This is a genomic window from Martelella radicis (assembly GCF_014196625.1).
Classification (GTDB): Bacteria; Pseudomonadota; Alphaproteobacteria; order Rhizobiales; family Rhizobiaceae; genus Martelella; species Martelella radicis.
On record NZ_JACIDZ010000009.1, the window covers coordinates 36,590 to 61,467 of the forward strand.

Consider the following 24,878-nt stretch of genomic DNA (forward strand, 5'->3'; position numbering starts at 1 on the left):
GCTTCAGGCTGTAACCGTTGCGCTCCGGGAATGGATCCGCTTGCCGGTTTCCCGATCATAGAAATGCAGCTTTGCCGGATCAATCGAAAAGCGCATCTCGTCTGCAAGCGGAATGGCGGGTGAGAGGGCGGCGGTCAGGCTCTGCTCGCCGATCAGGCAATGGGCAAGCCGCGTCGCGCCCAGTTCCTCGACATAGTCGAGCTTCGCGGTGATCGTGTGTGCAGATGGTTCTTCCGCAACCTGCAGGTCCTCGGCCCGGATGCCGACGGTCAGCGCGCCGGAGACCGGCAGGTCGCGGGCAAGCTCCAGCACATTATAGCCGATCGCCAGCCGGTCACCGTTCAGTTCGCCGGAGACGAGGTTCATCGCCGGCGAGCCGATGAAATTGGCGACAAAGGTCGAGGCTGGCTTGTGGTAGACGTCGAGCGGCGTGCCGATCTGCTCGATGCGGCCCGCATTCAGCACGACCAGCCGGTCGGCCAGCGTCATCGCCTCGAGCTGATCATGGGTGACGTAGATGGAGGTGGTGCCGAGGCGCTTCTGCAGATGCTTGATCTCGCCGCGCATGGAAACGCGCAGCTTGGCGTCGAGGTTCGACAGCGGTTCGTCGAACAGGAAGGCGGCGGGCTTGCGCACGATGGCGCGGCCCATGGCCACGCGCTGGCGCTGGCCGCCGGAAAGGGCGCGGGGCTTGCGCTCCAGATAGGGTTCCAGCTCCAGCATGCGGGCGGCTTCCTTCACCCGCGCCGCGATCTCGGCCTTCGGCGTGCCCCGGTTTTTCAGGCCATAGGCCAGGTTGTTGTAGACCGTCATATGCGGATAGAGCGCGTAGTTCTGGAACACCATGGCGATGTCGCGCTCGGCCGGATCCTTCCTGTTGACGACCTTTCCGCCGATCTTCACCTCGCCCTCGGTGATCGCCTCAAGGCCGGCGACCATGCGCAACAGCGTGGACTTGCCGCAGCCCGACGGGCCGACAAGGACGATGAACTCGCCGTCCTCGATATGGATATCGACATTGTCGACCGCGCGGGCATCGCCGGAGTAGATCTTGGAGACCTTTGAAATTTCGATAGCAGCCATTTTATTCTTCCTATTTGTCGCTTTCCGTCAGGCCCTTGATGAACCAGCTCTGGAAGATCACCACGATCAGGACCGGCGGCAGCATGGCGAGAACCGCCAGCGCGAAGGCCTGGTTGTATTCGGGGATCTGGCTTCCGACCCAGACGAGGAGGATCTGCTTGATGCCGCGCACCAGCGTGTAGAAGGTTTCCTCGTTGGTCATGATCATCGGCCACAGATACTGGTTCCAGCCATAGACGAACATGATGATGAAGATCGCCGCCATCATCGTCTTCGACAGCGGTACGAGAATGTCGATGAAGAACTTGAACGGCCCGGCGCCATCGATGCGGGCGGCCTCCAGCAGTTCGTCGGGAACCGACTTGAAGAACTGGCGGAAGAAGAAGGTGCCGGTGGCCGATGCCAGAAGCGGCACGATCAGGCCGGTATAGGTGTTGACGAGGCCAAGCTTGGTCATGACGTCGTAGGAGGGCAGGATGCGCACCTCAAGCGGCAGAAGCAGGGTGGTGAAGATCATCCAGAAGAACAGCGTCGAAAACCGCGAGCGGAAATAGACCAGTCCATAGGCCGCCATCATCGACAGCACGATCTTGCCGACGGCAAAGCCGATGCCGAGGATGAAGGAGTTCATCACCATGCGGGCGCCGGTCACGTCGCCGGTAAACCCGCCGCGCGTGGTCAGCACCTCCTTGTAGGTGTCAACGAAATCATCGCCCCAGGTGACCTGGAGGCCTTTCATGTGAACGTCGACCGCTTCATGGGTCGAGGTCATGAAGGCGACGAAGATCGGGCCGACCATGATGAAGACGCCGAAGAGCAGGATGAGGTGGTCCCAGAAATTTGTTCTATGCATCGGTCCGGCTCCTCAATTGTAGTGCACGCGCCGCTCGATGAAGCGGAACTGGAAGAAGGTGAGCACCAGCACGATCAGCATCAGGATCACCGATTGCGCCGCCGAGCCGCCGATGTCATTGCCGCGGAAGCCGTCCATATAGACCTTGTAGACCAGGGTGATCGGGTTGTTGGCGGCCTTGTCCTTCACGATCACGTCGATGATGCCGAACGTGTCGAACAGCGAATAGGTCATGTTGATGATCAGGAGGAAGAAGGCTGTCGGCGCCAGAAGCGGCAGCGTCACGGTCCAGAACCGGCCAAGGCGCGAGCGGTTGTCGATCGCCGCCGCCTCGCGCACGGAAACGGGAATGGACTGCAGGCCGGACAGGAAGAAGATGAAATTATAGGGGATCTGTTTCCACACGGCGACGGTGATCATCGCAAAGGCGGTGTCGAAATAATTGATGCCGACCTTCATGTCCCAGCCGAACCACGCGGCCATCTTCACGAAGGGACCGATATGCTGGTCGAAGAACATCATGCCGATCAGGCCTGCGACCGGCGGCGCGATCGCATAGACGGAAATCAGCAGCGTCTTGTATGTGCTCGAACCGCGGATCACATCATCGGCCTTGGAGGCGAGAAGCAGGCCGAGCGCGAGCGAGAAGAAGGTCACCAGAACCGTGAAGATCACGGTGAACTGGGCGACGCGCAGATAATAGCTCGAGGTCAGCGCATCGGTGTAATTGTCGAGGCCGACAAAACTCGCGCTGAAGCCGAAGGGATCCTCCAGATAGAAGGACGACTGGATCGCCTGCACCGACGGCCAGTAGAAGAAGATCACGATGATGGCCATCTGCGGCAGCACGAAGAGATAGGGCAGCAGGGGCGAATTGAACTGGACGCGCTTCATGGCAACTTTCCGATATGGCAAAGTCCGGGGGCGCTATGCCCCCGGACCGAACATGTCCGAACGATCGCTTGGGATCAGTTGGAAGCCGTCTTGGCGAAGCGGGCGAGAAGGGCGTTGCCTTCTTCCTGGATCGTCGCCATGGCGTCTTCAACCGAGGTCTCGCCGGCGAAGATCTTGTTGTATTCGCGTTCCATGACTTCGCGGATCTGCGGGTAGAAGCCCATGCGGTAGCCCTTGGACCATTCGCCGCCCGGCAGCGAGAGCTGCTGGATGCCGACTTCGGCAACCGGCTGCTCTTCGTACCAGCCGTCTTCCTTGGCCAGCTCGTAAGCGGCGGTGGTGACCGGAACGTAGCCGGTGGACTTGTGCCAGAAGTACTGGATTTCCGGCGAGGTCAGGAACTGGAAGAAATCGGCCGTGCACTGGTTCTGGGCATCATCCTTGCCGGAAAGCGCGAAGAGGGCAGCGCCGCCGATGAAGGAGTTGGTGCCGGCGCCTTCGATCGAATCCCAGTAGGGCAGGAAGGTGGCCGAGAAGGGCATCTGGGCGGATTTCTGCAGGCCGCCGAAGGAACCCGAGGAACCGATCCAGAGCGCAACCTTGTCTTCTTCGAAAGGCTTCTGGTTATCGGACCAGCCGGCGCCGAAATAACCGAAATAGCCTTCGTCGTACCATGCCTTGAGCTTGTCATACATCATGACGTGCTCGGGCGTGGTCACCAGGATCTCGGTGCCGTCGACGCTGTCATAACCATTGTTGTTGGTGGCGAACTGGAGATTGTTGCGCGAGAAGAAGTTCTCGGTCATTTCCCAGGTGAGCTGCGACTGGACGAGCGGGATATAACCGGCATCCTTGAGGGCGGGCGCGATTTCCTCGAATTCTTCCCAGGTCTTCGGCGGCTCGACACCGGCCTTCTCGAAGGCTTCGGTGTTGGTATACATGATCGGCGCCGAGGAGTTGAACGGCATGCCGACGAACTTGCCGTCGCTGTCTGCGTAGAAATAGCGGACGCCTTCGATGAAGTCTTCGCGGTTGAAGTCGTAGCCGGCGTCGTTGATCAGGTCTTCTGCCGGAATGGCAGCGCCCTTGGCGTTCATGATGGTGGCAGCACCGGCGTCGAACACCTGCAGGATGTTCGGCTGTTCGCCCGAGCGGAAGGCGGCGATGCCGGAGGCGAGGGCTTCTTCATAAGTGCCCTTGGAAACCGGCGTCAGGTTGCAGCTATCCTGGCTTTCGTTGAAGCGCTTGGAAATCTCGTTGATAACGGCCTGGTTGTTGCCGCCCATGCCGTGCCACCAGGTGATGTCGGTGGCGGCGAATGCGGTCGAGGTCGAAAGGCCGACGGTCAGCGCGGCCAGAACAAATTTCTTCATGATGAAAGTCCCCGTTCAGAATCTGAATAATCATCGCGGTGGATGATGGAAGCGGGGGTATCGCGGTTGCGTGACGTCTGAACGACGATTTTGTTTCACTTTTATAAAACCGAAGGCGCTCGCCCTTTCATTTGCGCATCTTCAATGTTCGTATCGTCAAAATGCATCGGGGAAATGTCGCGGCAGGCGACGGGGCAGGCAGGCAAGGATGTCGTAGCGTTGCGACAGGCGATGGGCGTCTGGCTGGCGCGACAGCCAGACATCGGAGGCCGCGCGGATGCGCCTTTGGGCAGAGGCGGTCACGGCGTCGATCGCGAGCTGCTCGCTGACGCGCGCCTTGACCTCGATGAAGATGGCGAGGTCGCCCTTGCGGGCAATGATGTCGATTTCGCCGGCATGGCATTTGAAGCGCATGGCGAGAATGCGGTAACCCTTCAGGCGAAGGTAAAGGGCGGCAAGGCTTTCCGCGCGCCGGCCGCGCCGTTCCGCATCCCGCCGTCTCGTCGCCTCACGCGCCATCGCCGTCCTTCAGGTCGAGAAGTCGCTGGTAGAGGTCCTTGCGCGCAAGTCCGGTCTGCCTCGCAGCCTGCGCTGCAGCCTTTGCCGCAGGCAGATCGGCGACAAGCGCCTGCAGCAGCGCGTCGACATCCGCCTCGCCCGGCGCTTCCGGCTTGGGCGGCGGGCCGATGACGAGCACGATCTCGCCCTTGACCTCCGCCTGGCGATAGGCTTCGGCAAGTTCGCCCAGCGTGCCGCGCCGGAATTCCTCATAAGTCTTGGTCAGTTCCCGGCAGACGGCGGCCTGCCGGCTTTCGCCGAGCACGGCGCTTGCCGCATCGAGCGTCGCGCCGATGCGATGGGGCGATTCGAAGAAGATCAGCGTTGCCGGAATATCCGCCAGTTCGGCCAGCCGGTCGCGGCGGCCCTTGTCCTTGTGCGGCAGGAAGCCGGCAAAGAAGAAGGCATCATTGGGAAGCCCCGCGCCGACAAGGGCTGCCAGCGGCGCGGAAGCGCCAGGGATCGGGACAACCTTGATGTCTTCCGCGATCGCCAGGCCCGCGAGCCTGTAGCCGGGGTCGGAGACGAGCGGCGTTCCGGCATCGGAGACGAGGGCGACGCTCTTCCCCGCGCGAAGGGCCGCCATAAGCTGCTCCCCGGCCTTTTCCGCATTGTGCTCGTGATAGGCGAAGGGGCGCTTGGCGATGGCGAAGCGGTCGAGCAGCTTGCGGGTGACGCGCGTATCCTCGCAGGCGAGGACGTCCGCGCCGGCAAGGGTCTCGAGCGCGCGCACGGTGATATCGCCGAGATTGCCGATCGGAGTGGCGACAAGGTAAAGGCCGGGCGAAAGCGGCCTTGCCTCGATCGAATGTCCCGCGATTTCAAATCTGTTGCCGTCGCTCATCTCACGTCCCCGGTTTCCCTCTTTGATCATGGCCGTCAGGTCGCGACAAGGGGCGAGGGCATCGCGCCGGTCCGTGGGCTGGGCGGAATATGGGTGGAGGCTTGATGCCGGGCCTTGCAATCGGCGCGGATTTGCTGTCATTTTGTCTCCCCGCCCGCGGCCTTTTCGGACGCGAGGCCCCGTTCGATTGCCCTCCGGCATTTGACCCGTGCGAAAGAGTGAAAGCGAAAGTCATGCGTATCACGCTCGAAAGATCCGACCTCCTGAAGTCCCTGAACCATGTTCACCGCGTGGTCGAGCGCCGCAACACCATTCCGATTCTCTCCAACGTTCTGTTGAAGGCCGAGGGTAACGATCTCGAAATGAAGGCGACCGACCTTGATCTCGAGATCACCGAGAAGACGCCGGCCATGGTCGAACAGGCGGGCGCGACAACGGTTCCGGCCCATCTGCTCTACGAGATCGTGCGCAAGCTTTCCGACGGCGCCGAGGTTTCGCTGGCGACGGCGACCGACGGTCAGACTATTTCGGTCGCCTCCGGCAAGTCGAAATTCTCGCTGCAGTGCCTGCCGCAGGAGGATTTCCCGGACCTGACCGCCGGCACGTTCAGCCATGCCTTCAAGCTGAAGGCCGCCGATCTCAAGATGCTGATCGACCGCACCCAGTTCGCGATCTCGACCGAGGAAACGCGTTACTATCTGAACGGCATCTATTTCCACGCCATGACCGAAGGCTCCGAGCTGAAGCTGCGCGCGGTCGCCACCGACGGTCACCGTCTGGCGCGGGCCGAGATCGATGCGCCGTCCGGCTGCGAGAACATGCCGGGCGTCATCATCCCCCGCAAGACCGTCGGCGAATTGCAGAAGCTCGTCGATGACCCCGAGATCATTGTCAGTGTCGAAGTCTCCGATGCGAAGATCCGCTTTACCATCGGCTCGGTGGTGATCACCTCCAAGTTGATCGACGGCACCTTCCCGGATTACCAGCGTGTGATCCCGGCCAATAATGACCGCGAGATGCGGATCGAATGCGATGCCTTCGCCAAGGCGGTCGATCGCGTGTCGACCGTCTCGTCGGAGCGCGGCCGCGCCGTCAAGCTGTCGCTTGCCGAAGGCCAGCTGACGCTCACGGTCAACAATCCTGATTCGGGCAGCGCCACCGACGAGCTCGCCGTCGGCTATGAAAGCGAGGCCATGGATATCGGCTTCAACGCCAAATATCTGCTCGACATCACCTCGCAGCTGACCGGCGACGAAGCGATCTTCCTGTTCGCAGACGCCGGCTCGCCGACGCTCGTGCGCGACACCGACAGCGAGAACGCGCTTTATGTGCTGATGCCGATGCGGGTCTGATCCGGCCTTTTTCCTTCCCATTTTTCGGGTTTTATGCGACATGGAGCGCGAACAGGGCTCTTGGCGGGAAGGAGTTGTGGCATGAGTGCACGCGAACGCTTGATCGTGGGACTGGATGTCCCGAGTGTGGACGAGGCGGCGCAGATGGTTGCGCGGCTCGGCGACAGCGTCTCCTTCTACAAGATCGGCTACCAGCTCGCCTTTGCCGGCGGGCTTTCCTTTGCCCGCGAACTGGCCGCCGACGGCAAGCAGGTCTTCCTCGACATGAAGCTGCTCGACATCGACAACACGGTCGCCAAGGGCGTGGAGAACATCGCCAAGATGGGCATGTCGATGCTGACGCTGCATGCCTATCCCAAGGCCATGCGCGCGGCGGTGGAGGCGGCCGAGGGCTCCGGGCTCTGCCTTCTCGGCGTCACCGTGCTGACCTCGATGGATGATGCCGATCTTGCCGAGGCCGGCTATCCGGGCGACGCACAGGCGCTGGTGAAGCGCCGCGCCGCGCAGGCGGCGGAAGCGGGCATGGGCGGCATCGTCTGCTCTGCGGCCGAAGCGGTTCTGGTGCGCGACATCATCGGGCCGGAGCGCGCCATCGTTACGCCCGGCATCCGGCCAGCGGGAGTATCCTCGGACGACCAGAAGCGGGTGATGACGCCGGCCAAGGCGATTGCCGCCGGCGCCTCTCATCTCGTTGTCGCCCGTCCGATCCTCCGAGCAGACGATCCGAAGGCGGCGGCTAAGGCCATTGTCGCCGATATCGAGAGCGCTATGTCAGTAGGAACAGGGTCCGCATAAAGGGCAATGTGTCCCTTTGGACACGCCAGGCGGGAAATATCGTGAGGTCTGCTGCGACTGCGAAAACTGCGTCAGCTTGACCCTTCACCTTCGGCCCGGTTTGGGCTATTGCACTCATGTAATCAATTCGGCTTTCGGCGATTTCAGGAGCTAGGCATGACGCTATCGAACATTCCTCCGCTGGTCACGGTCTTCGGCGGATCGGGTTTCGTCGGGCGCTATGTTGTTCGCGCGCTTGCCAAGCGGGGCTATCGCATCCGCGTTGCCGTGCGCCGGCCGGATCTGGCGCTGTTCCTCCAGCCGCTCGGCAATGTCGGTCAGATCACCTTCTTCCAGTCCAATCTGCGCTATCCCGATTCGGTGCGCCGGGCGGTCGAAGGCGCCGATCACGTCATCAACTGCGTCGGTATCCTGTTTGAGAGCGGCAAGAACGGCTTTGACGCGGTGCAGGCCGACGGCGCGCGCCTGGTGGCCGAATGCGCGCGCGATGCCGGCGCCAAGCTGACCCACGTCTCGGCAATCGGCGCCGACGAGAAAAGCAGCTCGCACTATGCCCGTTCCAAGGCCAAGGCCGAGGCTTCCGTCCGGGAGATCCTGCCGGAAGCCGTGATCGTCCGTCCCTCGATCATCTTCGGACCGGAAGACGACTTCTTCAACAAGTTCGGCAAGATGTCGCTGATCTCGCCCTTCCTGCCTCTGATCGGCGGCGGCAAGACGAAGTTCCAGCCGGTCTATGTCGCCGACGTCGCCGAGGTTATCGCCCGCGCTGTCGACGGCAAGGTCGAAGGCGGCAAGGTCTACGAGCTTGGCGGTCGCGACGTGCTGACCTTCCGCGAATGTCTCGAAGAGGTGCTGCGCGTGACCGGCCGCAAGCGCGGTCTCGTGTCGCTGCCCTTCGGCCTCGCTTCGTTCTTCGGCGGCATCGCCGGTTCCATTCCGCTGATCGCGCCGCCGCTGACGGCCGACCAAGTGAAGCTCCTGAAGGCCGACAATGTCGTCTCCGAGGAGGCTGCCGCCGACGGCCGCACCCTTGCGGGTCTCGGCATTCGCCCCGCGCAGCTTGATGCGATCCTGCCGACCTATCTCGTGCAATACCGCCAGCACGGCCAGTTCGGCCGAACCGCCTGAACACATCAAGGTTTTCTGCCGTCAGGTTTTTGACTGAATTGTGGCAAATTCCCGGGTTTCGATGGAACCCGTCACATGGCTTACGTCTTTACCAATTATTGAAAGGTCATCGGGAAGATGACCTTGCCGGTCCTACTGAAACAAGGTGTCTTTGAAAATGGGTAAGTCAATTGCTGTTCTGTTTGCAGGCGCGGCTTTGATCATCATGGCGGCTTCTCTGGCCGCACCGGGCAGTATCGCGGCAGGCAAGCCGGGCTGCGCGCCCTCCTATGGCGTCGATCCCTGCGCCATGGCCTCCATCAAATAAAGACCTACCGGCGGCGGATGCTGCTTCAACGTGACGAGAGCGCTGGTGACAGCGTTTATTCTTGACAACGAACCTCTCCTTTTGCAAATAGGAGACGATCGCTGACGAACGTCAATGGTGAAGGCATGCTTGTCTGTAGCTGTAATTTTGTAACCGAAAAAGAAATTGTCGACGTGGTGAACGAGCTCCTCGATGAGGATTGCTGGCGCATCATCGTGCCCGGCACGGTTTACAACCGCATGCAGAAGCGTGGCCGCTGCTGCGGCTGCTTCCCAAACGTCATCGATATCATCGTCCGTACCTCCGAGCAGTATCACATCAATCGCGACTCGACCGGCGCCGAGTTTTGTGATTTTTTGAGCCGCCTGAAGAAGTTCCAGGAAGAAAAAAGGAGAACGGACGTTGAAAGGCGACAAAAAAGTAATCGAGCGGCTGAACGAAGCGCTGTTTCTTGAGCTCGGAGCCGTCAACCAGTACTGGCTGCATTATCGTCTTTTGCAGGACTGGGGCCTGACCAAGCTGGCGTCCAAGGAGCGTGCCGAGTCCATCGAAGAGATGCACCACGCCGACAAGCTGACCGACCGCATCATCTTCCTCGAAGGCCATCCGAACCTCCAGACCGTGGCGCCGCTGCGCATTGGCCAGACGGTGAAGGAAGTGCTGGAAGGCGATCTCGCCGGCGAATATGAGGCGCGCAATTCCTACAAGGAATCCCGTGATATCTGTCACGAGGCTGGCGATTACGTCAGCATGAAGCTGTTCGAGGAACTGATGATCGACGAGGAGGGCCATATCGACTTCCTCGAAACGCAGCTCGAACTCCTGGAATCCCTCGGCGAGAAGAAATACGCCCAGCTGAACGCCGGCGCGACCGACGAAGCCGAGTAAGGCGCGTTCGCTTTTTGTATTTCGAAGGCCCGAACCACAGCGGTTTGGGCCTTTTTTTGCGTTCCGGGTCAGCCCCTGGCAAGATGCCGGAATTCGGCGACCACCTGTTCATAGACCGCGCGCTTGAAGTCCACGATCAGGCCGGGAAGTTCGTCGATATCGGTCCACTGCCAGGCATCGAACTCCTGCATGTGCCCGTCCGGCGGCGGGTTGATGGCGATCTCGCCATCGGACCCCAGAAAGCGGAAGGCGTACCAGCGCTGCGTCTGGCCGCGATAGCGGCCCTTGAGCCCGATGCCGATCAGGTGCTCGGGCAGGTCGTAATTGATCCAGCCCCTTGATTCGCCGAGAAGCTCGACCGTCTTCATGCCTGTCTCCTCGTAGAGCTCGCGCCTGGCTGCCTCAAGCGGGGCCTCGCCCGGATCGATGCCGCCCTGCGGCATCTGCCAGAGCTGCGGCGAACCATCGGATTCCGAATTGCCCTCCGAAAGGCGGCGGCCGAGCCAGACCTGGCCTTCGGGGTTCAGGATCATCACGCCGACATTGGGGCGATAGGGGAGGTCTTCTGCCTTGGGGCGAAGTTGTGCGTCAGACATGGCGGGCTCCTTGGGAGGGGTAGGCGCGGATAGGAATGTGCCTCTTTCCTACCACGCCGCGAAAGCCTGCCAAAGGGGTATGCGCCTATGCCGAGCGTTCCATCAGTGCCGTCATTGCCTTGCGGAAGCGGGCGGCGATCGCCGCGCGCTTGCGGTGACGCCCTCCCTCGACCTGCTTTGTGCCATTCACCCAGACGCAATCCGGCCTCGCCTGGTTTGCGAAGATGAAGCCGTCGAGCGCCTGATCCGCCTTCAGCCAGGGGGCGGCGCTATCATCGAGCGAGAAGAAGTTTCCCGGCGCGCCTTCGAAAATGCCGGCCTCGATACCCATGGCCCGAGCGCCGCCGGCAAGCGCGCCGTCCAACAGGCGTCGACCGGTCGTGCCACCGGTTTCGGCGATCACGTTGCGGGCGCGCTCCCCGAGACGCTGGGCATATTCGAGCTGGCGCAATTCATCGGCAAGGCCGATCAGCACATTGGAGTCCGAACCGATGCCGAAAGCGCCACCCGCGCCAAGGAAACGGCTTGCGGGGAAGATGCCGTCGCCGAGATTGGCTTCGGTCACGGGGCAAAGGCCTGCGATCGCGCCGGACATTGCAAGGCCATCGGTCTCGGCGTCCGTCATGTGTGTTGCGTGGATCAGGCACCAGCGCCCATCGACGCCGGTATTGTCGAGCAGCCATTCAACCGGGCGCTTGCCGCTCCAGGCAAGGCAGTCGTCGACTTCCTTCGTCTGCTCGGAGATATGCATGTGCACCGGACCGTCCGTCAGGCTTGCGGCAAATTCGAGCTCATCCGGGGTGACGGCACGCAGAGAATGCGGCGCAACGCCGAGGACGGCGCTTTCCAGTCCGGCAACCACTTTTGCCGAGGCTTCCATCAGGCGGGCAAAACTGTCGCGATCATGGATGAAGCGGCGTTGGCCATTGTTCGGTTCCGCGCCGCCGAAATTGGAATGGGCATAGAAGACCGGCAGCAGCGTCAGGCCGATACCGGTCTCGGACGCGGCAGCGCCAATGCGCTCGGCCATCTCGCCGATGTTTCCGTAATGGCGTCCGTCCTTGTCATTGTGCAGATAGTGGAATTCGCCGACGCGACAAAAGCCCGCTTCCAGCATTTCCATGTAAAGCTGTGCCGCGATCGCCTCGACCTCGTCCGGTTCGATGGCGAAGGTGAAGCGGTACATCACCTCGCGCCAGCTCCAGAAATTGTCGCTGGCCGGGCCGCGGCGCTCTGCAAGGCCGGCCATGGCGCGCTGGAAGGCATGGGAATGGAGATTGGCCACGGCCGGCACGATGATCCCGTGGCGCTCGTCGCCAGGCTCAGGCGTCTGATCGAAGGCGAGGCCGGAAATGCGGCCCGCGTCGAGCGAAAGACGCGCATTCGAGCGCCAGCCTTCCGGTGTCAGCACGTTTTCTGCGAAGATCGTCATTGGCATCTGGTCGGTTCCGCCTCGAAATTTGTTCTTGCCGATCGTTTCGTTATGTATATACATAATAATCAACCAAGACAATAAGGGGAAAGAGATGCGTTCTGCGCCGAACACGCTTTTTACCAATGCCCGCCTTTGCGCCATGACCGGCAATGACATTGCTCCGGTCTCCGGCGTTCTGGCCGTCCGCGACGGGCGGATTGCCTATGTCGGGCCCGAAGACGGTCTGCCGGCGGACTGCGCCGGTTTCGAGACGGTCGATTGCGGCGGCAGGCTGGTCACGCCAGCGCTGATCGATTGCCACACCCACATCGTCTATGGCGGCAGCCGCGCGAAGGAATTCGAGATGCGGCTCGAGGGCGTGCCCTATGAGGAGATCGCCCGCGCCGGCGGTGGCATCGTCTCCACGGTCTCGGCCACCAATGCGCTTTCGCAGGACGATCTGGTCGAAACGGCTCTGCCGCGGCTTGACGCGCTGATTGCCGAAGGTGTTGCCACCATCGAGATCAAGTCCGGTTACGGGCTCAACGTCGAGGCCGAACTGAAGATGCTGCGCGCCGCCCGCCGTCTTGCCGCGCTGCGCCCCGTTCGCATCAAGACCACTTATCTCGCAGCCCACGCCACGCCGCCGGAATACAAGGGCCGCAACGGCGATTACATCACGGAGGTGGTGCTGCCCGGTCTCGAGGCTGCCCATGCGGAGGGCCTTGTCGATGCCGTTGATGCATTCTGCGAGGGCATTGCCTTTTCGCCAGAGGAATTGAAACCGGTGTTCGAAAAGGCATCGGCGCTCGGCCTACCGGTCAAGCTCCATGCCGAACAGCTTTCCAATCTCCACGGCGCGGAAATGGCGGCCTCCTTCGGCGCGCTTTCCGCCGATCATCTGGAATATCTCGATGATGCCGGCGCGAAGGCGATGGCCGCTGCCGGTTCCGTCGCGGTGCTCCTGCCCGGCGCGTTCTACACGCTGAAGGAAAAGCAGCTTCCGCCCATCGCCGCCCTGCGAAACGCAGGTGCGAAGATCGCCCTTGCGACCGACTGCAATCCCGGAACCTCGCCGCTGACTTCTGCTCTCCTGACCATGAACATGGGCGCGACGCTGTTCGGCCTGACTGTCTCGGAATGCCTGGTCGGCGTCACCCGGAACGCGGCCGCCGCCCTCGGCTTGACGGAAGAAACAGGCACGCTCGAAGCCGGCAAGGCGGCCGACATCGCCATATGGGATATCGATGCGCCGGCAGAACTGGTCTACCGCATCGGTTTCAATCCGCTCGATCGCCTTTATGCTGAAGGCCAGGAGGTCCGGCTGTGACAATCACCCTTGAACCCGGTTCCGTTTCGCTTGGCGTGCTGGAGGAGGTCTATCGTGGTGTCGAGCCCGTCAGGCTTGCACCGGCCTGTGACGCAGCCGTCGAAAAGGCCGCCGCCCGCATTGCCCGGATCGCTGCCGGCAACGCGCCGGTCTATGGCATCAATACCGGTTTCGGCAAGCTCGCCTCGATCAAGATCGACGCCGCCGATACGGCCACCCTGCAGCGCAATCTGATCCTCTCGCATTGCTGCGGGGTCGGCGCGCCGCTTTGTGCCGAGATCGTCCGTCTGATCATGGTGCTGAAGCTGATCTCGCTCGGGCGCGGCGCGTCCGGCGTGCGTCTGGAACTCGTCCGGCTGATCGAGGCGATGATCGAAAAGGACGTCACCCCGCTGATCCCCGAAAAGGGCTCCGTCGGCGCCTCCGGCGACCTTGCGCCGCTTGCCCATATGGCAGCGGTGATGATGGGCGAGGGCGAGGCCTTCCTGGCCGGTGAGCGGCTTTCCGGCGCCGAGGCATTGGCAAGGGCGGGGCTCACACCGGTCACTTTGGTAGCCAAGGAGGGGCTTGCGCTGATCAACGGCACGCAGGTCTCCACGGCGCTGGCGCTTGCCGGCCTCTTCCGCGCTTTCCGCTGCGCCCAGACGGCACTGGTCACCGGCGCGCTCTCCACCGATGCGGCCATGGGCTCGCCCGCGCCTTTCCATCCGGATATCCACACGCTGCGCGGCCACCAGGGCCAGATTGATGCGGCCGCCAGCCTGCGCGGCCTGCTGGAAGGCTCCGAAATCCGCGTCTCCCATATCGAGGGTGATGAACGCGTTCAGGACCCCTATTGCATCCGCTGCCAGCCGCAGGTCGACGGCGCCTGCCTTGATCTCCTCCGGCAGGCAGGGCGCACGCTGGAGGTCGAGGCCAATGCGGCGACAGACAATCCGCTGGTGCTTTCCGATGACGGCGTCGTTTCCGGCGGCAATTTCCACGCCGAGCCGGTGGCGTTTGCCGCCGACCAGATCGCCATTGCCGCCTGCGAAATCGGCGCGATTGCCCAGCGCCGCATCGCGCTTCTGGTGGACCCCGCGCTCTCCTTCGGCCTACCCGCCTTCCTGTCAAAGAAGCCGGGGCTTAATTCCGGGCTGATGATCGCCGAGGTCACCTCTGCCGCGCTGATGAGCGAGAACAAGCAGATGTCGCATCCGGCCTCGGTCGATTCCACGCCCACATCGGCCAATCAGGAGGACCATGTGTCCATGGCCTGCCACGGAGCGCGGCGACTGTTGCAGATGACGGAAAACCTCGCGGCCATCATCGGCATCGAGGCGCTTTGCGGTGCGCAGGGCGTTGAATTGCGCGCGCCGCTTCAAACGAGCCCGCAATTGAACGACGTGATTGCCGTATTCCGCGCGCTCGTGCCCGCTCTTGGGAATGACCGCTACATGGCCGGCGATCTGGAAAAGGCGGCTGCAGCCGTTCAGGATGGCGTGCTGACCGGCGCGGTCGATGCGGGCCTGCTGCCGGCACTGAGTTTGTGAACCCATGGGTGACGATTTCCACATGCACCGAGCGCAAGGCCGGCTTTCTATCTCCCCCCTTGAGGGGGAGATGCCCCGACAGGGGCAGAGGGGGGTGAACCCTTTCCGAGAGCACAATGCATGTGGCTTAAGCCCATACCCCTCTCTGTCGCTTTCGCGACATCTCCCCCTCGAGGGGGGAGTTTATCAGGGGGCTAACGCTACAGGAGGACACAACCGATGACTGATCCCGTAACCGTCACCCGTGGCTCATCGCCCGTCGTTCTGGGCTTCCCCCACACCGGCACATTTGTCCCGCCCGAAATCGAGGCGCGCCTGAACGAGAATGGTCGCCTGCTGGCCGATACCGACTGGCATGTCGACCGGCTCTATGACGGTCTGCTCGACGGCGCGACGATGGTGAAGGCCAATTTCCATCGCTATGTCATCGATGCCAATCGCGATCCGGCGGGTGTCAGCCTCTATCCGGGCCAGAACACGACCGGTCTGGTGCCCGAAACCGATTTTGACGGCGTCGCGATCTGGAAGGATGGCGAAGCGCCGGACGAGGCCGATATCGCCGAACGGCTTGAGGCCTTCCACCGGACCTATCACGCAGCCCTTGCAGCCGAGCTTGAGCGCGTGCGGCAGGAGCACGGCATTGCCATTCTCTATGATTGCCATTCGATCCGCTCGCATATTCCCTTCTTGTTCGAAGGCAAGCTGCCGGATTTCAACATCGGCACCAATCTCGGCGTCACCTGCGCGTCCGAATTCGAGGCGGCGGTGTTGGGCGTCGTCTCTCTCGCAGATGGCTATGATCATGCCGTCAATGGCCGCTTCAAGGGCGGCTGGACGACGCGGCACTATGGAAAACCCGAAACCGGCATTCACGCCATCCAGATGGAATTGGCGCAATCGACCCATCTGACAACCGAAGCGCCGCCCTTTGCCTATGACGAGGCCAAGGCGGAAAAGCTGCGCCGCCATCTGCAGGATATTCTGGAGCGGATCGAACGCCTGTCGTTCTCCGCGCGCATGTAAAAGAGGGAACAAGCCATGACCGACAATCCGCGACACAATGCCCGCGAAATCCACGCCCCGACCGGCACGGAGCTCAATGCCAAGAGCTGGCTCACCGAAGCGCCGCTTAGGATGCTGATGAACAATCTCGATCCGGATGTCGCCGAAAAGCCGCATGAGCTGGTCGTCTATGGCGGCATCGGCCGCGCGGCCCGCACCTGGGGCGATTTCGATAAAATCGTCGAGACGCTGAAGACGCTCGAGAATGACGAGACGCTGCTGGTGCAGTCGGGCAAGCCTGTCGGCGTGTTCCGCACCCATGCCGATGCGCCGCGCGTGCTGATTGCCAATTCCAACCTCGTGCCGCACTGGGCCAACTGGGATCACTTCCACGAGCTCGATAAGAAGGGCCTGATGATGTATGGCCAGATGACGGCCGGATCGTGGATCTATATCGGCGCGCAGGGCATCGTGCAGGGCACCTACGAAACCTTCGTGGAGGCCGGCCGTCAGCACTATAATGGTGACCTCAAGGGCAAGTGGATCCTCACCGGCGGCCTCGGCGGCATGGGCGGCGCGCAGCCGCTGGCCGCCGTCATGGCCGGCGCCTCCTGCCTCGCCGTCGAATGCGATCCGACCCGCATCGATTTCCGCCTGCGCACCGGCTATGTCGATGAAAAGGCCGAGACGCTGGACGAGGCGCTCGCCATGATCGACGCCTGGACGAAGGCGGGCGAGGCGAAATCCGTCGGTCTGCTCGGCAATACGGCGGAGATACTGCCGGAACTCGTCAGGCGGGGCGTGCGCCCCGATATCGTCACCGACCAGACCTCGGCGCATGATCCGGTCAATGGCTATCTGCCGGCCGGCTGGAGCCTTGGCGAATGGCGCGAGAAGGCCGAGCGTGATCCGAAATCCGTGGAGAAGGCTGCCCGGGCTTCGATGCGCACCCATGTGGAGGCCATGCTCGCCTTCTGGGACAAGGGCATTCCGACCGTCGATTACGGCAACAATATCCGTCAGATGGCCAAGGAAGAGGGTTGCGAGCGCGCCTTCGATTTCCCCGGTTTCGTCCCGGCCTATATTCGTCCGCTGTTCTGCAAGGGCGTTGGCCCGTTCCGCTGGGCCGCTCTTTCCGGCGATCCGGAGGACATCTACAAGACCGATCAGAAGGTCAAGGAACTGCTGCCGGACAACACCCACCTGCACAACTGGCTCGACATGGCGCGTGAGCGCATTCATTTCCAGGGCTTGCCGGCGCGCATCTGCTGGGTCGGCCTCGGCGATCGCCACCGGCTTGGCCTTGCCTTCAATGAAATGGTCAGGAACGGCGAGTTGAAGGCTCCGATCGTCATCGGCCGCGACCATCTCGACAGCGGTTCTGTCGCCTCGCCGAACCGCGAGACGGAATCCATGCAGGATGGTTCCGATGCCGTGTCCGACTGGCCGCTCCTGAACGCGCTGCTCAACACCGCGTCCGGCGCCACCTGGGTGTCGCTCCATCACGGCGGCGGCGTCGGCATGGGCTTTTCCCAGCACGCCGGCATGGTGATCTGTTGCGATGGTTCCGACGATGCCGCCCGCCGCATCGGTCGCGTGCTCTGGAACGACCCGGCCACCGGCGTCATGCGCCATGCCGATGCCGGTTATGAAATCGCCATCGAATGCGCGAAGGAAAACGGTCTGCGTCTGCCGGGTATTCTCGGGAACTGATCGGTCTGAGTAGAACAATAAACGCAGCGGATCCGCCCCTCACGCGGCGCATCCGCGCCACCCTCTCCCCTGCGGGGCGAGGGGGAGCAAGCCGCCATCGCGGCGCAAGCGGCAAATCAGGGCTTCGCCGGCTTCCCCTTCTCCCCTTGGGGAGAAGGTGGCCGAAGGCCGGATGAGGGTCTTCCATGATGAACAACTGCGTTTGCTGCGTCTGTTATGTCTAGACAACAAAATCGAATCCCGTCTACACTGGCATCCTCGCAACAAGGGCCAAGACGCCCGTAGAAGAGGGGTTCTTCACATGAAATGGCTTGCAGCAACCGCCATCGCAGCTTCGGCTCTGGCGACATCCGCATATGCTCAGGAGACCAAGGTCGCCGTCGGTCTTTCCGGCTGGACTGGTTTCGCACCGCTGACGCTGGCCAAGGAAGCCGGCATTTTCGAGAAGAATGGCCTTGATGTCGATCTCGTCAAGATTCCGCAGGCAAGCCGCCATCTGGCGCTGGCCTCCGGTGACATCCAGTGCGCCGCGACCACGGTCGAGACCTGGATCGTCTGGGCCGCTGCCGGCGTGCCGACCACGCAGATCTTCCAGCTCGACAAGTCCCACGGCGCTGACGGCATGGTCGTGCGTTCGGACATTGAATCGATCGCGGATCTCAAGGGCAAGACCGTTGCGGCCTCCGCGCCGGGCACCTCGCCCTATTTCTATCTCGCCTGGATCCTCAAGGAAAACGGCATGACGATGGATGACGTCAAGGTCGTCAATCTCGAGCCGGGCCCGGCCGCCCAGGCCTTCATCGCCGGCCAGAACGATGCGGCGATGACCTACGAGCCTTATCTGTCGTCCGTCCGCGAAGCGCCGGACGCCGGCAAGATCATCGCGACCACGCTCGACTACCCGGCCGTCATGGACACGTTCGGCTGCACGCCGGCCTTCCTCGCGGAAAACCCGGATGCCGCCAAGGCGCTCGCCACGTCCTATTACGAAGCGCTCGACATGATCGCCGAAAGCCCGGAAGAAGCCTATGGCATCATGGGCGCGGATGTGAACCAGTCGGCAGAGCAGTTCGCCGGCTCGGCGCAGTATCTCGAATGGCAGGACCGCGATGCGGCGATCGCCTTCTTCGGCGGCGAGTTCAACGATTTCTCGTCGGATGCGGCCGAGCTTCTGCTCGATGCCGGCGTGATCCGCGAGATCCCGGACCTGTCGACGCTCGCCGATCCGTCGTTTATCCAGGAGTGAGGCAAGCCACATAGCCCCCGATCAATCTCCCCCCTTGAGGGGGAGATGCCCCCGACAGGGCAGAGGGGGGTGAACCCTATCCGAGAGCACGGAGATTGCGGCTTTGAGGGCTTGCGCCCTCTACCCCTCTCTGTCGCTTTCGCGACATCTCCCCCTCAAGGGGGGATTGGTGGGAGTGCGAGGCGAGCGCAACCAGATGCAACAACGGATCGCAACCCACCGCTGCCCAAACCACGGAAAACCCAATGAAACCGCTTGAGCCGATCAGCCCGACCTTGAGAATTTCTCTCGGCATCCTGTTCTTCGCCATCTTCTTTGCCGGCTGGTCGTTTGCGACCTTTGGCGGCTTTGTCTCGAAAACCTTCCTGGCAGACCCGATCACCATGCTGCAGGATGGCTGGTGGCTCTTGTCGAAGCGGGGTTTCCTCGGTGATATCGGCATCACCGTCTGGCGCGTGGTCGGCGGCTTTGTGCTGGCCTCCGTCATCGCCGTGCCGCTCGGTATCGCCATGGGCGCCTACAAGCCGATCGAGGCGCTGCTGGAGCCCTTCGTCTCCTTCGCGCGCTATCTGCCCGCATCCGCCTTTGTGCCGCTGCTGATTCTGTGGGCCGGCATCGGCGAAATGCAGAAACTGCTCGTCATCTTCATCGGCGCGGTGTTCCAGATCATCCTCATGGTCGCCGTCTATGTCGCCAATACCAGGCGGGATCTGGTCGAGGCCGCCTATACGCTCGGCGCCTCGCATCGCGGTATCGTTCGGCGCGTGCTGCTGCCGGCCTCGGCGCCGGATATCGCCGAAACGCTGCGTCTCGTGCTTGGCTGGGCCTGGACCTATGTCATCGTTGCAGAGCTTATCGGCGCGTCGTCCGGCATCGGCTACATGATCATCAATTCGCAGGCGCTGATGGCCACCGGCCAGATCATCTTCGGCATCATCGTCATCGGCGTCATCGGCCTGATCTCGGACTTCGCCTTCAAGATGGCCAACCGCGTCCTGTTTGCCTGGAGGTTCGCATGAGCGCGCCGGAACTTGAGATCAAGGGCGTTTCGCGCGTCTTTCCCGGCCGCAAGGGCGGCGCGCCGATCGAGGCGCTTTCGCCCACGGACCTGACGCTGGAAAAGAACGATTTCGTCACCATTCTGGGCCCGTCCGGCTGCGGCAAGTCCACGCTCCTGCGCATCGTGGCCGGCCTCGACAGGCCGACCACCGGCGAGGTGCTGCTGGAGGGCAAGGCGATCAAGGGACCGGGCGCCGATCGCGGCATGGTCTTCCAGTCCTACACCCTGTTTCCCTGGCTGACGATCCGCGAGAATGTCGGTTTCGGCCTGCGCGAAAAGGGCGTTCGCGACAAGGAACTGCGCGAGACCGTTGACCACTATCTCGACCGGGTGGGCCTAACCGGCTTTGCCGATCACTGGCCCAAACAGCTTTCCGGCGGCATGCAGCAGCGCACGGCCATTGCCCGGGCGCTCGCCAATGACCCGAAGATCCTGCTTCTGGACGAGCCCTTCGGCGCGCTCGATAACCAGACGCGCGGGTTGATGCAGGAACTGCTGCTCGGCATCTGGGAGCGGGAAAAGAAGACGGTGATCTTCGTTACCCATGACATTGAGGAATCCGTGTTCATGGCCTCGCGCGTCGTCACCATGTCGGCCCGTCCCGGACGCATCTCGTCGATCACGCCGGTCGATTTCCCGCATCCGCGCGACTATCATCTGAAGGCCGATCCCGAGTTCGCCAAGCTTCGCATGAAGTTGACGGAGGAAATCCGCGCCGAGGTGGTTGCCGCCGTCAGCCGGGGTTGAAAAGGACGCCGATGGCTGACGAACGCGCGCGCGAAAGCGTTTCCCGGAAGATCGAGAAAAAGCCGCTGGCGCTGCACGCCCGCATCCAGCGCGATGTCGAGGACCGGATCGTTTCCGGTGAATGGCCGCCGGGCACGCGCATTCCCTTCGAGCACGAGCTGACCGCCGAATATGGCTGTTCGCGCATGACGGTGAACAAGGCGCTGTCGGAACTCGTCAAGAAGGGCCTGATCGAGCGCCGCCGCAAGTCCGGCTCCTATGTGCGCCAGCCGGAAGTGCTGTCTGCCGTTCTGGAAATCCACCAGCTTGAGCGAGAGGTGCGGGCGCTCGGGCTTGCCTATGCTTTCCGCATCCTGCAGTCGTGCCGACGCCTGGCGAGCGATGAAGACCGGCAGCGGCTGCGGCTCGACGGTCCGGCACATGTCCGGCATGTCAAAACCCTGCATATCGCCGGATCGCGCCCATTTTGTCTGGAAGACAGGCTCATCAATCTGGAAGAGGTGCCGCAGGCCGAAACGGCCGATTTTTCCGATGCGCCACCCGGCTCGTGGCTGCTTGAGCAGGTGCCGTGGAGCGCCGCCGAACACCGCATCAATGCATGCGCGGCCGCCCGCGCGGAGGCGGAGTTGCTCGACCTGAAGGAAGGCACGCCCTGCCTCGTCATCGCGCGGCGAACCTGGAATGCGGCCGGTTCGGTCACCCATGTCACACTGACCTATCCCGGAGACATGCACACACTGGTCGCCCAATTCGGCCCGTCCGCCCGCCTTTCATGAATGCCGGGGCAGGCAGATCAGGAAACAGGCGCCTGTTACCGTTGATCCGGCGGGCGAAAGCGCGATTGTGCCGCCATGCGCGGCGATGATATTGCGGGCGATGGCAAGTCCCATGCCGGTGCCCCCCTCGCTGCGGCGGGTAGTGAAGAAGGGGTCGAAAACCCTGTCCTGGTTACCCGGTGAGATACCGCTTCCATCGTCGGCAATCGTCACCTCGACAGTCTTGCCGCTTTCCTGAGCGGCAAGTGTCACGCAAGTTGCGCCATGATCTTCGGCATTGCGTAATAACTGGCTCAGGATGATCCTCATTCCGGAGGCCGCGAGCGGGATCGCCACATCGCCGCCTTCAATGGCGATGGCAAGGCCGGGGCGTTCGCGGATGAGTTCCGGTTCCAGCGCCCGCAGTCGAGTCAGACCCCGGTGTGAAGACGTCCGCGCCCTCGTCGCCTTTTGCAAGGCTTCCAGTTGTGTGCGTATCTGTTCGGCGGCGCCTTCGATTTGTGCGACCAGATGGCGGTCGCTGTCGCAAAGCCGGTCACTGTCCGCCAGCATTTCCGTGGCGGCGAAAATCGCGGTGACTGGAGACTTTACTTCGTGGGTCACATGATCGGCGTGACTGCGAATGGCGCTTTCATGTTCGCGCAGGGCCTCGGCCATCTCGACAATGCTGAGTGCCGTATCCTTCAATTCGTTGGTGCCGAAGCGGGATGGCAAAGCCGGGTGTTCTGCGCCAGGGTTGCGGGCGGCCGCAGCATAGCTTCTGAGCGCCAGAATGGGCCGCATCAGCAAACGCACCAATAGCCAGCCGAGAAAACCTGTCGCCAGCGCAATCAGGCTGCCGAGTAAGATCGCCGCCTCGCGAAAGCCGATAGCCGGCCCGAGATAGCGGAAGACAACAAGGCCGCAAAAGGACAGAAACAATGTGCCGGATAATGCGCCGCCGAGGACGAAGGCGAGCGAGGGTCGCCAGTGCGAACTCATTTCTCCGCCTTTCCCATTTTCAGACCGATACCATGAACGGTCTCAATGGCGTCGGGAAGACCGGCATCGGCCAGCTTGCGGCGCAGATTGCGCAAATGGCTGTCAAGCGTGCGGTCGGAAACCTGGCTGCCCGGCCCCCAGATTTCGTCCAACAGGCGGTTCTTTGCAAAAACCTGCGTCGGATTTTTGCAAAGGCTTGCGAGAATGGAAAATTCCATCGCGGTCAGCGCCAGCTCCGTGCCGCCTGCGCTGCAAAGACAGGCTGCCGGGTCGAGTGTGATTGCGCCATGAGAAAGCCGCCGCGTTGCGGTCCCTCCGCCGGTGCGTTTGAGAATCGCACGTGTCCGGGCCACCAGTTCGCGCGGACTGAAGGGTTTGGTGACATAGTCATCCGCACCAAGCTCCAGTCCGACAATCCTGTCGATTTCATCATCCCGCGCCGTCAGGAACAGGATGGGCACGTCGGATGCGGCGCGAATGCGGCGGCAGACCTCGAAACCGTCCATCTCCGGCAGCCCGATATCGAGTACGATGAGATCCGGTCTTTCGCGTGCCGCATGAACAAGCGCAATGCGGCCATCGGCGGCGGTAACGACCTCATAATCCGCACGTTCCAGCGCCAGTCTCACCAGGTCGCGCAGTCGCGGGTCGTCATCAACCAGCAGGATTTTCACGTTTTTCTCTTTCGTCTCTGGCTTCGACATAGCGGTCGGTGCGCCATTCACGCAGATTGAAGCTGCGCCAGTCAAGGGGCTGAGGGCAATGGTCGGCCTCATCATTGCCTGCCCGGTGCATGCAAAGCAGATGGTGGTTGATCAACTGGCGTTCGTCCATTCCGGGATGCGCTTGCAATGCACCGGCATAGCCCGGCAAGGCTGTGTAGGGAAGGGATCCGAGATAGCGTCCATCAAGAACAGTTACCTCCGGCCCCTCGGCTATTGCCAGATTGGCAGTCACGATGATCGCGCTGAAATTGACAAAGCAGCATGCATAAAGCGTGGCCGCTGCCAGAATGGTGCTGCGCTTGATAAGCCAGTGATTGGATCTGCCCTTGAAAATCTGCCAGAGCGCCAGCAGAAATCCGGCAATCACCAGCAGCATCCATATCCCTGCCGCCAGACGCAAGTGGGTCAGGCCACGCGCATGAACGTAAAGGTCGAGGCGCAGCAGGGCGGCACAGGCAATCAGGATGTTCTGGACGACCCAAAGCGTCAGCAATGGCCGGACCAAACGACTGGTTTGCAGAAAGGGCCGGGCGATGAGAATGAAACCGCTCGCCAGGACAGCGATAGCCAGGAGCGGGTAGGCTCCCTGATGGGCATAAGCTGAATAGGTCATGCCATAGGGCAGGGAAGCGCCACCGGAAAGAATGGCGAAATCGATGATTGTCTGGATGGCGACCAGTGCGTTGAGAACAAAAAGCGCGCGAACGACGGCCTCTTCATTGTAACCCGGTATCTTCAGGTGTCTGCGCCCGGTCTTTGCTTCGCAGGCGGTGGCAAGTGCCGGCCAGACAAGGCATGCGACCACAAGTCCCCAGAGCGTTCTGACGATCAGGGCCGTTTTGTCGATTTCGAGATGCCACAGCCTGTTGGCGAAGTTGAACAAAAGCGGGTTGGCAGCAAACAACAACAGCCCGAAAGCGAGCAAGCCGGCAGCCGACAGGGCCCATTTGCGAAAAAAAACGCTTATCGCACGGTCATCCGGCCCACCGGCTCCCCTGATGTCAAGTGCCCGGTTCCAGGTGAAAACGGCCTTTGTCAGATTTGCGATAGCGGAAAAGGGGAGGCGTTTCAGAAGGCTCAGTGTTGCCCGGGCGATGCTTTCGGATGTTGCCGGATGACCCAGGCGAAGCCAGGCAATGGATGAAAGCAGGCCGAAGAAAAGAAAGAGACGTGAGAGGAACTGGTCATATTCGATCAGCGGAAGGGCGGAAGCGGCAAGCAGAAGCGCCGGCGCAAACGGTTTTCGCGCCGGCTTGCGATAAAGACAGGCACAGGCGTAAATCGCGGCGGCCATCAGCAAGAGGGGAATGCTGCCGGCCCTGACACCGATAACAAGGAACTGCGCCAGCGCCACGATGGCCAGGAGCAAGACGCCCCTGCCGGACTGTTGTCTCCTGTGATGCGGCCCTTCGGTGGCCGGGGAGGCGTTGTCGGCCTGTCCAGACCCATTCTTCGCGGGTGGTGGGTTCGCCGCGGGCAATTGTGCAGCTTCGCTCAGCCACCAGCCGTCCTGCAAAATCGACTGCGGTACGCCATGGAATACGATCCTGGAAGGCATCTCTTGCTCCTTTCATTGCCGGAGCAAGGTGTGGCATGTGGCCTGCGTTCAGTGTGCATGATCCGTGCAGAAATCGTGCAGGCGGCAAGAAAAAAGACCGTCCGCTGAAGGCCGGCCTCATTC

At 62.0% G+C, this 24,878-nt stretch carries 25 protein-coding genes; 14 read left to right on the plus strand and 11 right to left on the minus strand.

Going from position 1 to position 24,878, the window contains the following annotated elements:
* Positions 1-3: 3 nt before the first annotated feature.
* From ugpC to rsmI, 6 genes are all read right to left on the minus strand, one after another.
* The gene (ugpC, locus tag GGR30_RS13665) at positions 4-1,083 is read right to left on the minus strand and encodes a sn-glycerol-3-phosphate ABC transporter ATP-binding protein UgpC (RefSeq protein WP_183487208.1); all 1,080 of its coding nucleotides are present in this window, start codon (positions 1,081-1,083) and stop codon (positions 4-6) included.
* A 10-nt stretch (positions 1,084-1,093) separates the two neighbouring features.
* Complete coding sequence (locus GGR30_RS13670; RefSeq protein WP_183487210.1) at positions 1,094-1,936, minus strand: ABC transporter permease subunit; 843 nt, start codon at positions 1,934-1,936, stop codon at positions 1,094-1,096.
* Positions 1,937-1,948: 12 nt separating this feature from the next.
* A complete protein-coding gene (locus GGR30_RS13675) occupies positions 1,949-2,830 on the minus strand; it encodes an ABC transporter permease subunit (protein WP_183487212.1) in 882 nt (293 codons plus the stop codon).
* 74 nt (positions 2,831-2,904) lie between these two features.
* Positions 2,905-4,203, minus strand: coding sequence for an extracellular solute-binding protein (locus GGR30_RS13680; protein ID WP_210288052.1), 1,299 nt, complete (start codon positions 4,201-4,203; stop codon positions 2,905-2,907).
* Between the two features lie 156 nt (positions 4,204-4,359).
* Complete coding sequence (locus GGR30_RS13685) at positions 4,360-4,722, minus strand: YraN family protein (protein WP_183487214.1); 363 nt, start codon at positions 4,720-4,722, stop codon at positions 4,360-4,362.
* Positions 4,712-5,605 carry a 16S rRNA (cytidine(1402)-2'-O)-methyltransferase gene (rsmI, locus tag GGR30_RS13690; protein WP_246413878.1) on the minus strand — a complete coding sequence of 298 codons (894 nt, stop codon included), beginning with the start codon at positions 5,603-5,605 and terminating at the stop codon, positions 4,712-4,714. Before rsmI ends, GGR30_RS13685 begins: the two co-directional genes overlap by 11 nt.
* A 233-nt stretch (positions 5,606-5,838) precedes the next feature.
* Between rsmI and dnaN the strand changes: the two genes are divergently transcribed.
* The 6 genes from dnaN (at position 5,839) to bfr (ending at position 10,075) form a co-directional block, all read left to right on the plus strand.
* Positions 5,839-6,957 (plus strand): DNA polymerase III subunit beta, encoded by a 1,119-nt coding sequence (gene dnaN, locus GGR30_RS13695; RefSeq protein WP_183487216.1) that lies wholly within the window; start codon positions 5,839-5,841, stop codon positions 6,955-6,957.
* 81 nt (positions 6,958-7,038) lie between these two features.
* On the plus strand, positions 7,039-7,752 hold the full coding sequence (gene pyrF / locus GGR30_RS13700; protein ID WP_183487218.1) for an orotidine-5'-phosphate decarboxylase: 714 nt from the start codon (positions 7,039-7,041) through the stop codon (positions 7,750-7,752).
* 156 nt (positions 7,753-7,908) lie between these two features.
* Positions 7,909-8,880 (plus strand): complex I NDUFA9 subunit family protein, encoded by a 972-nt coding sequence (locus GGR30_RS13705; RefSeq protein WP_183487220.1) that lies wholly within the window; start codon positions 7,909-7,911, stop codon positions 8,878-8,880.
* A gap of 157 nt (positions 8,881-9,037) precedes the next feature.
* A complete protein-coding gene (locus tag GGR30_RS13710) occupies positions 9,038-9,187 on the plus strand; it encodes a hypothetical protein (RefSeq protein ID WP_183487222.1) in 150 nt (49 codons plus the stop codon).
* A 125-nt stretch (positions 9,188-9,312) separates the two neighbouring features.
* Entirely contained in the window at positions 9,313-9,642 is a 330-nt protein-coding gene (locus GGR30_RS13715) for a (2Fe-2S)-binding protein (protein WP_183487224.1), read from the plus strand.
* The gene (gene bfr, locus GGR30_RS13720) at positions 9,590-10,075 is read left to right on the plus strand and encodes a bacterioferritin (protein WP_138746509.1); all 486 of its coding nucleotides are present in this window, start codon (positions 9,590-9,592) and stop codon (positions 10,073-10,075) included. Before GGR30_RS13715 ends, bfr begins: the two co-directional genes overlap by 53 nt.
* Positions 10,076-10,143: 68 nt before the next feature.
* Here the strand turns inward: bfr and GGR30_RS13725 are convergent, their stop codons facing one another.
* Positions 10,144-10,671, minus strand: coding sequence for an RNA pyrophosphohydrolase (locus GGR30_RS13725; RefSeq protein ID WP_183487226.1), 528 nt, complete (start codon positions 10,669-10,671; stop codon positions 10,144-10,146).
* 85 nt (positions 10,672-10,756) lie between these two features.
* Positions 10,757-12,109, minus strand: a complete 1,353-nt coding sequence (locus GGR30_RS13730) for a formimidoylglutamate deiminase (RefSeq protein WP_425488359.1) — start codon at positions 12,107-12,109, stop codon at positions 10,757-10,759.
* 88 nt (positions 12,110-12,197) lie between these two features.
* Here GGR30_RS13730 and hutI point away from each other — a divergent pair, with 88 nt between their 5' ends.
* From hutI to hutC, 8 genes are all read left to right on the plus strand, one after another.
* Entirely contained in the window at positions 12,198-13,415 is a 1,218-nt protein-coding gene (hutI, locus tag GGR30_RS13735; RefSeq protein WP_183487228.1) for an imidazolonepropionase, read from the plus strand.
* Positions 13,412-14,947 (plus strand): histidine ammonia-lyase, encoded by a 1,536-nt coding sequence (gene hutH, locus GGR30_RS13740; protein WP_183487230.1) that lies wholly within the window; start codon positions 13,412-13,414, stop codon positions 14,945-14,947. Before hutI ends, hutH begins: the two co-directional genes overlap by 4 nt.
* Positions 14,948-15,166: 219 nt before the next feature.
* Positions 15,167-15,970 (plus strand): N-formylglutamate deformylase, encoded by an 804-nt coding sequence (hutG, locus tag GGR30_RS13745; protein WP_183487232.1) that lies wholly within the window; start codon positions 15,167-15,169, stop codon positions 15,968-15,970.
* A 15-nt stretch (positions 15,971-15,985) separates the two neighbouring features.
* Positions 15,986-17,662, plus strand: coding sequence for a urocanate hydratase (hutU, locus tag GGR30_RS13750; protein ID WP_183487234.1), 1,677 nt, complete (start codon positions 15,986-15,988; stop codon positions 17,660-17,662).
* Positions 17,663-17,963: 301 nt separating this feature from the next.
* Positions 17,964-18,908 (plus strand): ABC transporter substrate-binding protein, encoded by a 945-nt coding sequence (locus GGR30_RS13755; protein ID WP_183487236.1) that lies wholly within the window; start codon positions 17,964-17,966, stop codon positions 18,906-18,908.
* A gap of 245 nt (positions 18,909-19,153) precedes the next feature.
* Positions 19,154-19,927 (plus strand): ABC transporter permease, encoded by a 774-nt coding sequence (locus tag GGR30_RS13760; RefSeq protein WP_183487238.1) that lies wholly within the window; start codon positions 19,154-19,156, stop codon positions 19,925-19,927.
* Positions 19,924-20,715 (plus strand): ABC transporter ATP-binding protein, encoded by a 792-nt coding sequence (locus GGR30_RS13765; RefSeq protein WP_183487240.1) that lies wholly within the window; start codon positions 19,924-19,926, stop codon positions 20,713-20,715. Before GGR30_RS13760 ends, GGR30_RS13765 begins: the two co-directional genes overlap by 4 nt.
* An 11-nt stretch (positions 20,716-20,726) precedes the next feature.
* Entirely contained in the window at positions 20,727-21,491 is a 765-nt protein-coding gene (gene hutC, locus GGR30_RS13770; protein WP_183487242.1) for a histidine utilization transcriptional repressor HutC, read from the plus strand.
* On the opposite strand, the gene GGR30_RS13775 is transcribed toward hutC, so the two are convergent.
* From GGR30_RS13775 to GGR30_RS13785, 3 genes are read right to left on the minus strand one after another with little or no spacing between them, the layout of a single operon-like run.
* Positions 21,486-22,472, minus strand: a complete 987-nt coding sequence (locus GGR30_RS13775) for a sensor histidine kinase (protein ID WP_183487244.1) — start codon at positions 22,470-22,472, stop codon at positions 21,486-21,488. The two genes, hutC and GGR30_RS13775, sit on opposite strands and share 6 nt — an antisense overlap.
* Complete coding sequence (locus GGR30_RS13780; RefSeq protein WP_183487246.1) at positions 22,469-23,146, minus strand: response regulator; 678 nt, start codon at positions 23,144-23,146, stop codon at positions 22,469-22,471. The genes GGR30_RS13775 and GGR30_RS13780 overlap by 4 nt, the downstream gene beginning before the upstream one ends.
* Positions 23,127-24,755 (minus strand): DUF4153 domain-containing protein, encoded by a 1,629-nt coding sequence (locus tag GGR30_RS13785; protein ID WP_183487248.1) that lies wholly within the window; start codon positions 24,753-24,755, stop codon positions 23,127-23,129. The genes GGR30_RS13780 and GGR30_RS13785 overlap by 20 nt, the downstream gene beginning before the upstream one ends.
* Between the last annotated feature and the right edge of the window lie 123 nt (positions 24,756-24,878).

Coding starts and splice junctions, on each gene's coding strand:
- GGR30_RS13715 (WP_183487224.1), top strand. CDS start 9,313: ATGCTTGTCTGTAGCTGTAATTTTGTAACCGAAAAAGAAATTGTCGAC.
- hutC (WP_183487242.1), top strand. CDS start 20,727: ATGGCTGACGAACGCGCGCGCGAAAGCGTTTCCCGGAAGATCGAGAAA.
- hutI (WP_183487228.1), top strand. CDS start 12,198: ATGCGTTCTGCGCCGAACACGCTTTTTACCAATGCCCGCCTTTGCGCC.
- GGR30_RS13775 (WP_183487244.1), bottom strand. CDS start 22,472: ATGAGTTCGCACTGGCGACCCTCGCTCGCCTTCGTCCTCGGCGGCGCA.
- GGR30_RS13680 (WP_210288052.1), bottom strand. CDS start 4,203: ATGAAGAAATTTGTTCTGGCCGCGCTGACCGTCGGCCTTTCGACCTCG.
- GGR30_RS13710 (WP_183487222.1), top strand. CDS start 9,038: ATGGGTAAGTCAATTGCTGTTCTGTTTGCAGGCGCGGCTTTGATCATC.
- rsmI (WP_246413878.1), bottom strand. CDS start 5,605: ATGAGCGACGGCAACAGATTTGAAATCGCGGGACATTCGATCGAGGCA.
- ugpC (WP_183487208.1), bottom strand. CDS start 1,083: ATGGCTGCTATCGAAATTTCAAAGGTCTCCAAGATCTACTCCGGCGAT.
- GGR30_RS13765 (WP_183487240.1), top strand. CDS start 19,924: ATGAGCGCGCCGGAACTTGAGATCAAGGGCGTTTCGCGCGTCTTTCCC.
- GGR30_RS13705 (WP_183487220.1), top strand. CDS start 7,909: ATGACGCTATCGAACATTCCTCCGCTGGTCACGGTCTTCGGCGGATCG.
- GGR30_RS13675 (WP_183487212.1), bottom strand. CDS start 2,830: ATGAAGCGCGTCCAGTTCAATTCGCCCCTGCTGCCCTATCTCTTCGTG.
- GGR30_RS13730 (WP_425488359.1), bottom strand. CDS start 12,109: ATGCCAATGACGATCTTCGCAGAAAACGTGCTGACACCGGAAGGCTGG.
- GGR30_RS13785 (WP_183487248.1), bottom strand. CDS start 24,755: ATGCCTTCCAGGATCGTATTCCATGGCGTACCGCAGTCGATTTTGCAG.
- hutU (WP_183487234.1), top strand. CDS start 15,986: ATGACCGACAATCCGCGACACAATGCCCGCGAAATCCACGCCCCGACC.
- GGR30_RS13755 (WP_183487236.1), top strand. CDS start 17,964: ATGAAATGGCTTGCAGCAACCGCCATCGCAGCTTCGGCTCTGGCGACA.
- GGR30_RS13670 (WP_183487210.1), bottom strand. CDS start 1,936: ATGCATAGAACAAATTTCTGGGACCACCTCATCCTGCTCTTCGGCGTC.
- GGR30_RS13760 (WP_183487238.1), top strand. CDS start 19,154: ATGAAACCGCTTGAGCCGATCAGCCCGACCTTGAGAATTTCTCTCGGC.
- pyrF (WP_183487218.1), top strand. CDS start 7,039: ATGAGTGCACGCGAACGCTTGATCGTGGGACTGGATGTCCCGAGTGTG.
- GGR30_RS13685 (WP_183487214.1), bottom strand. CDS start 4,722: ATGGCGCGTGAGGCGACGAGACGGCGGGATGCGGAACGGCGCGGCCGG.
- dnaN (WP_183487216.1), top strand. CDS start 5,839: ATGCGTATCACGCTCGAAAGATCCGACCTCCTGAAGTCCCTGAACCAT.
- hutG (WP_183487232.1), top strand. CDS start 15,167: ATGACTGATCCCGTAACCGTCACCCGTGGCTCATCGCCCGTCGTTCTG.
- GGR30_RS13725 (WP_183487226.1), bottom strand. CDS start 10,671: ATGTCTGACGCACAACTTCGCCCCAAGGCAGAAGACCTCCCCTATCGC.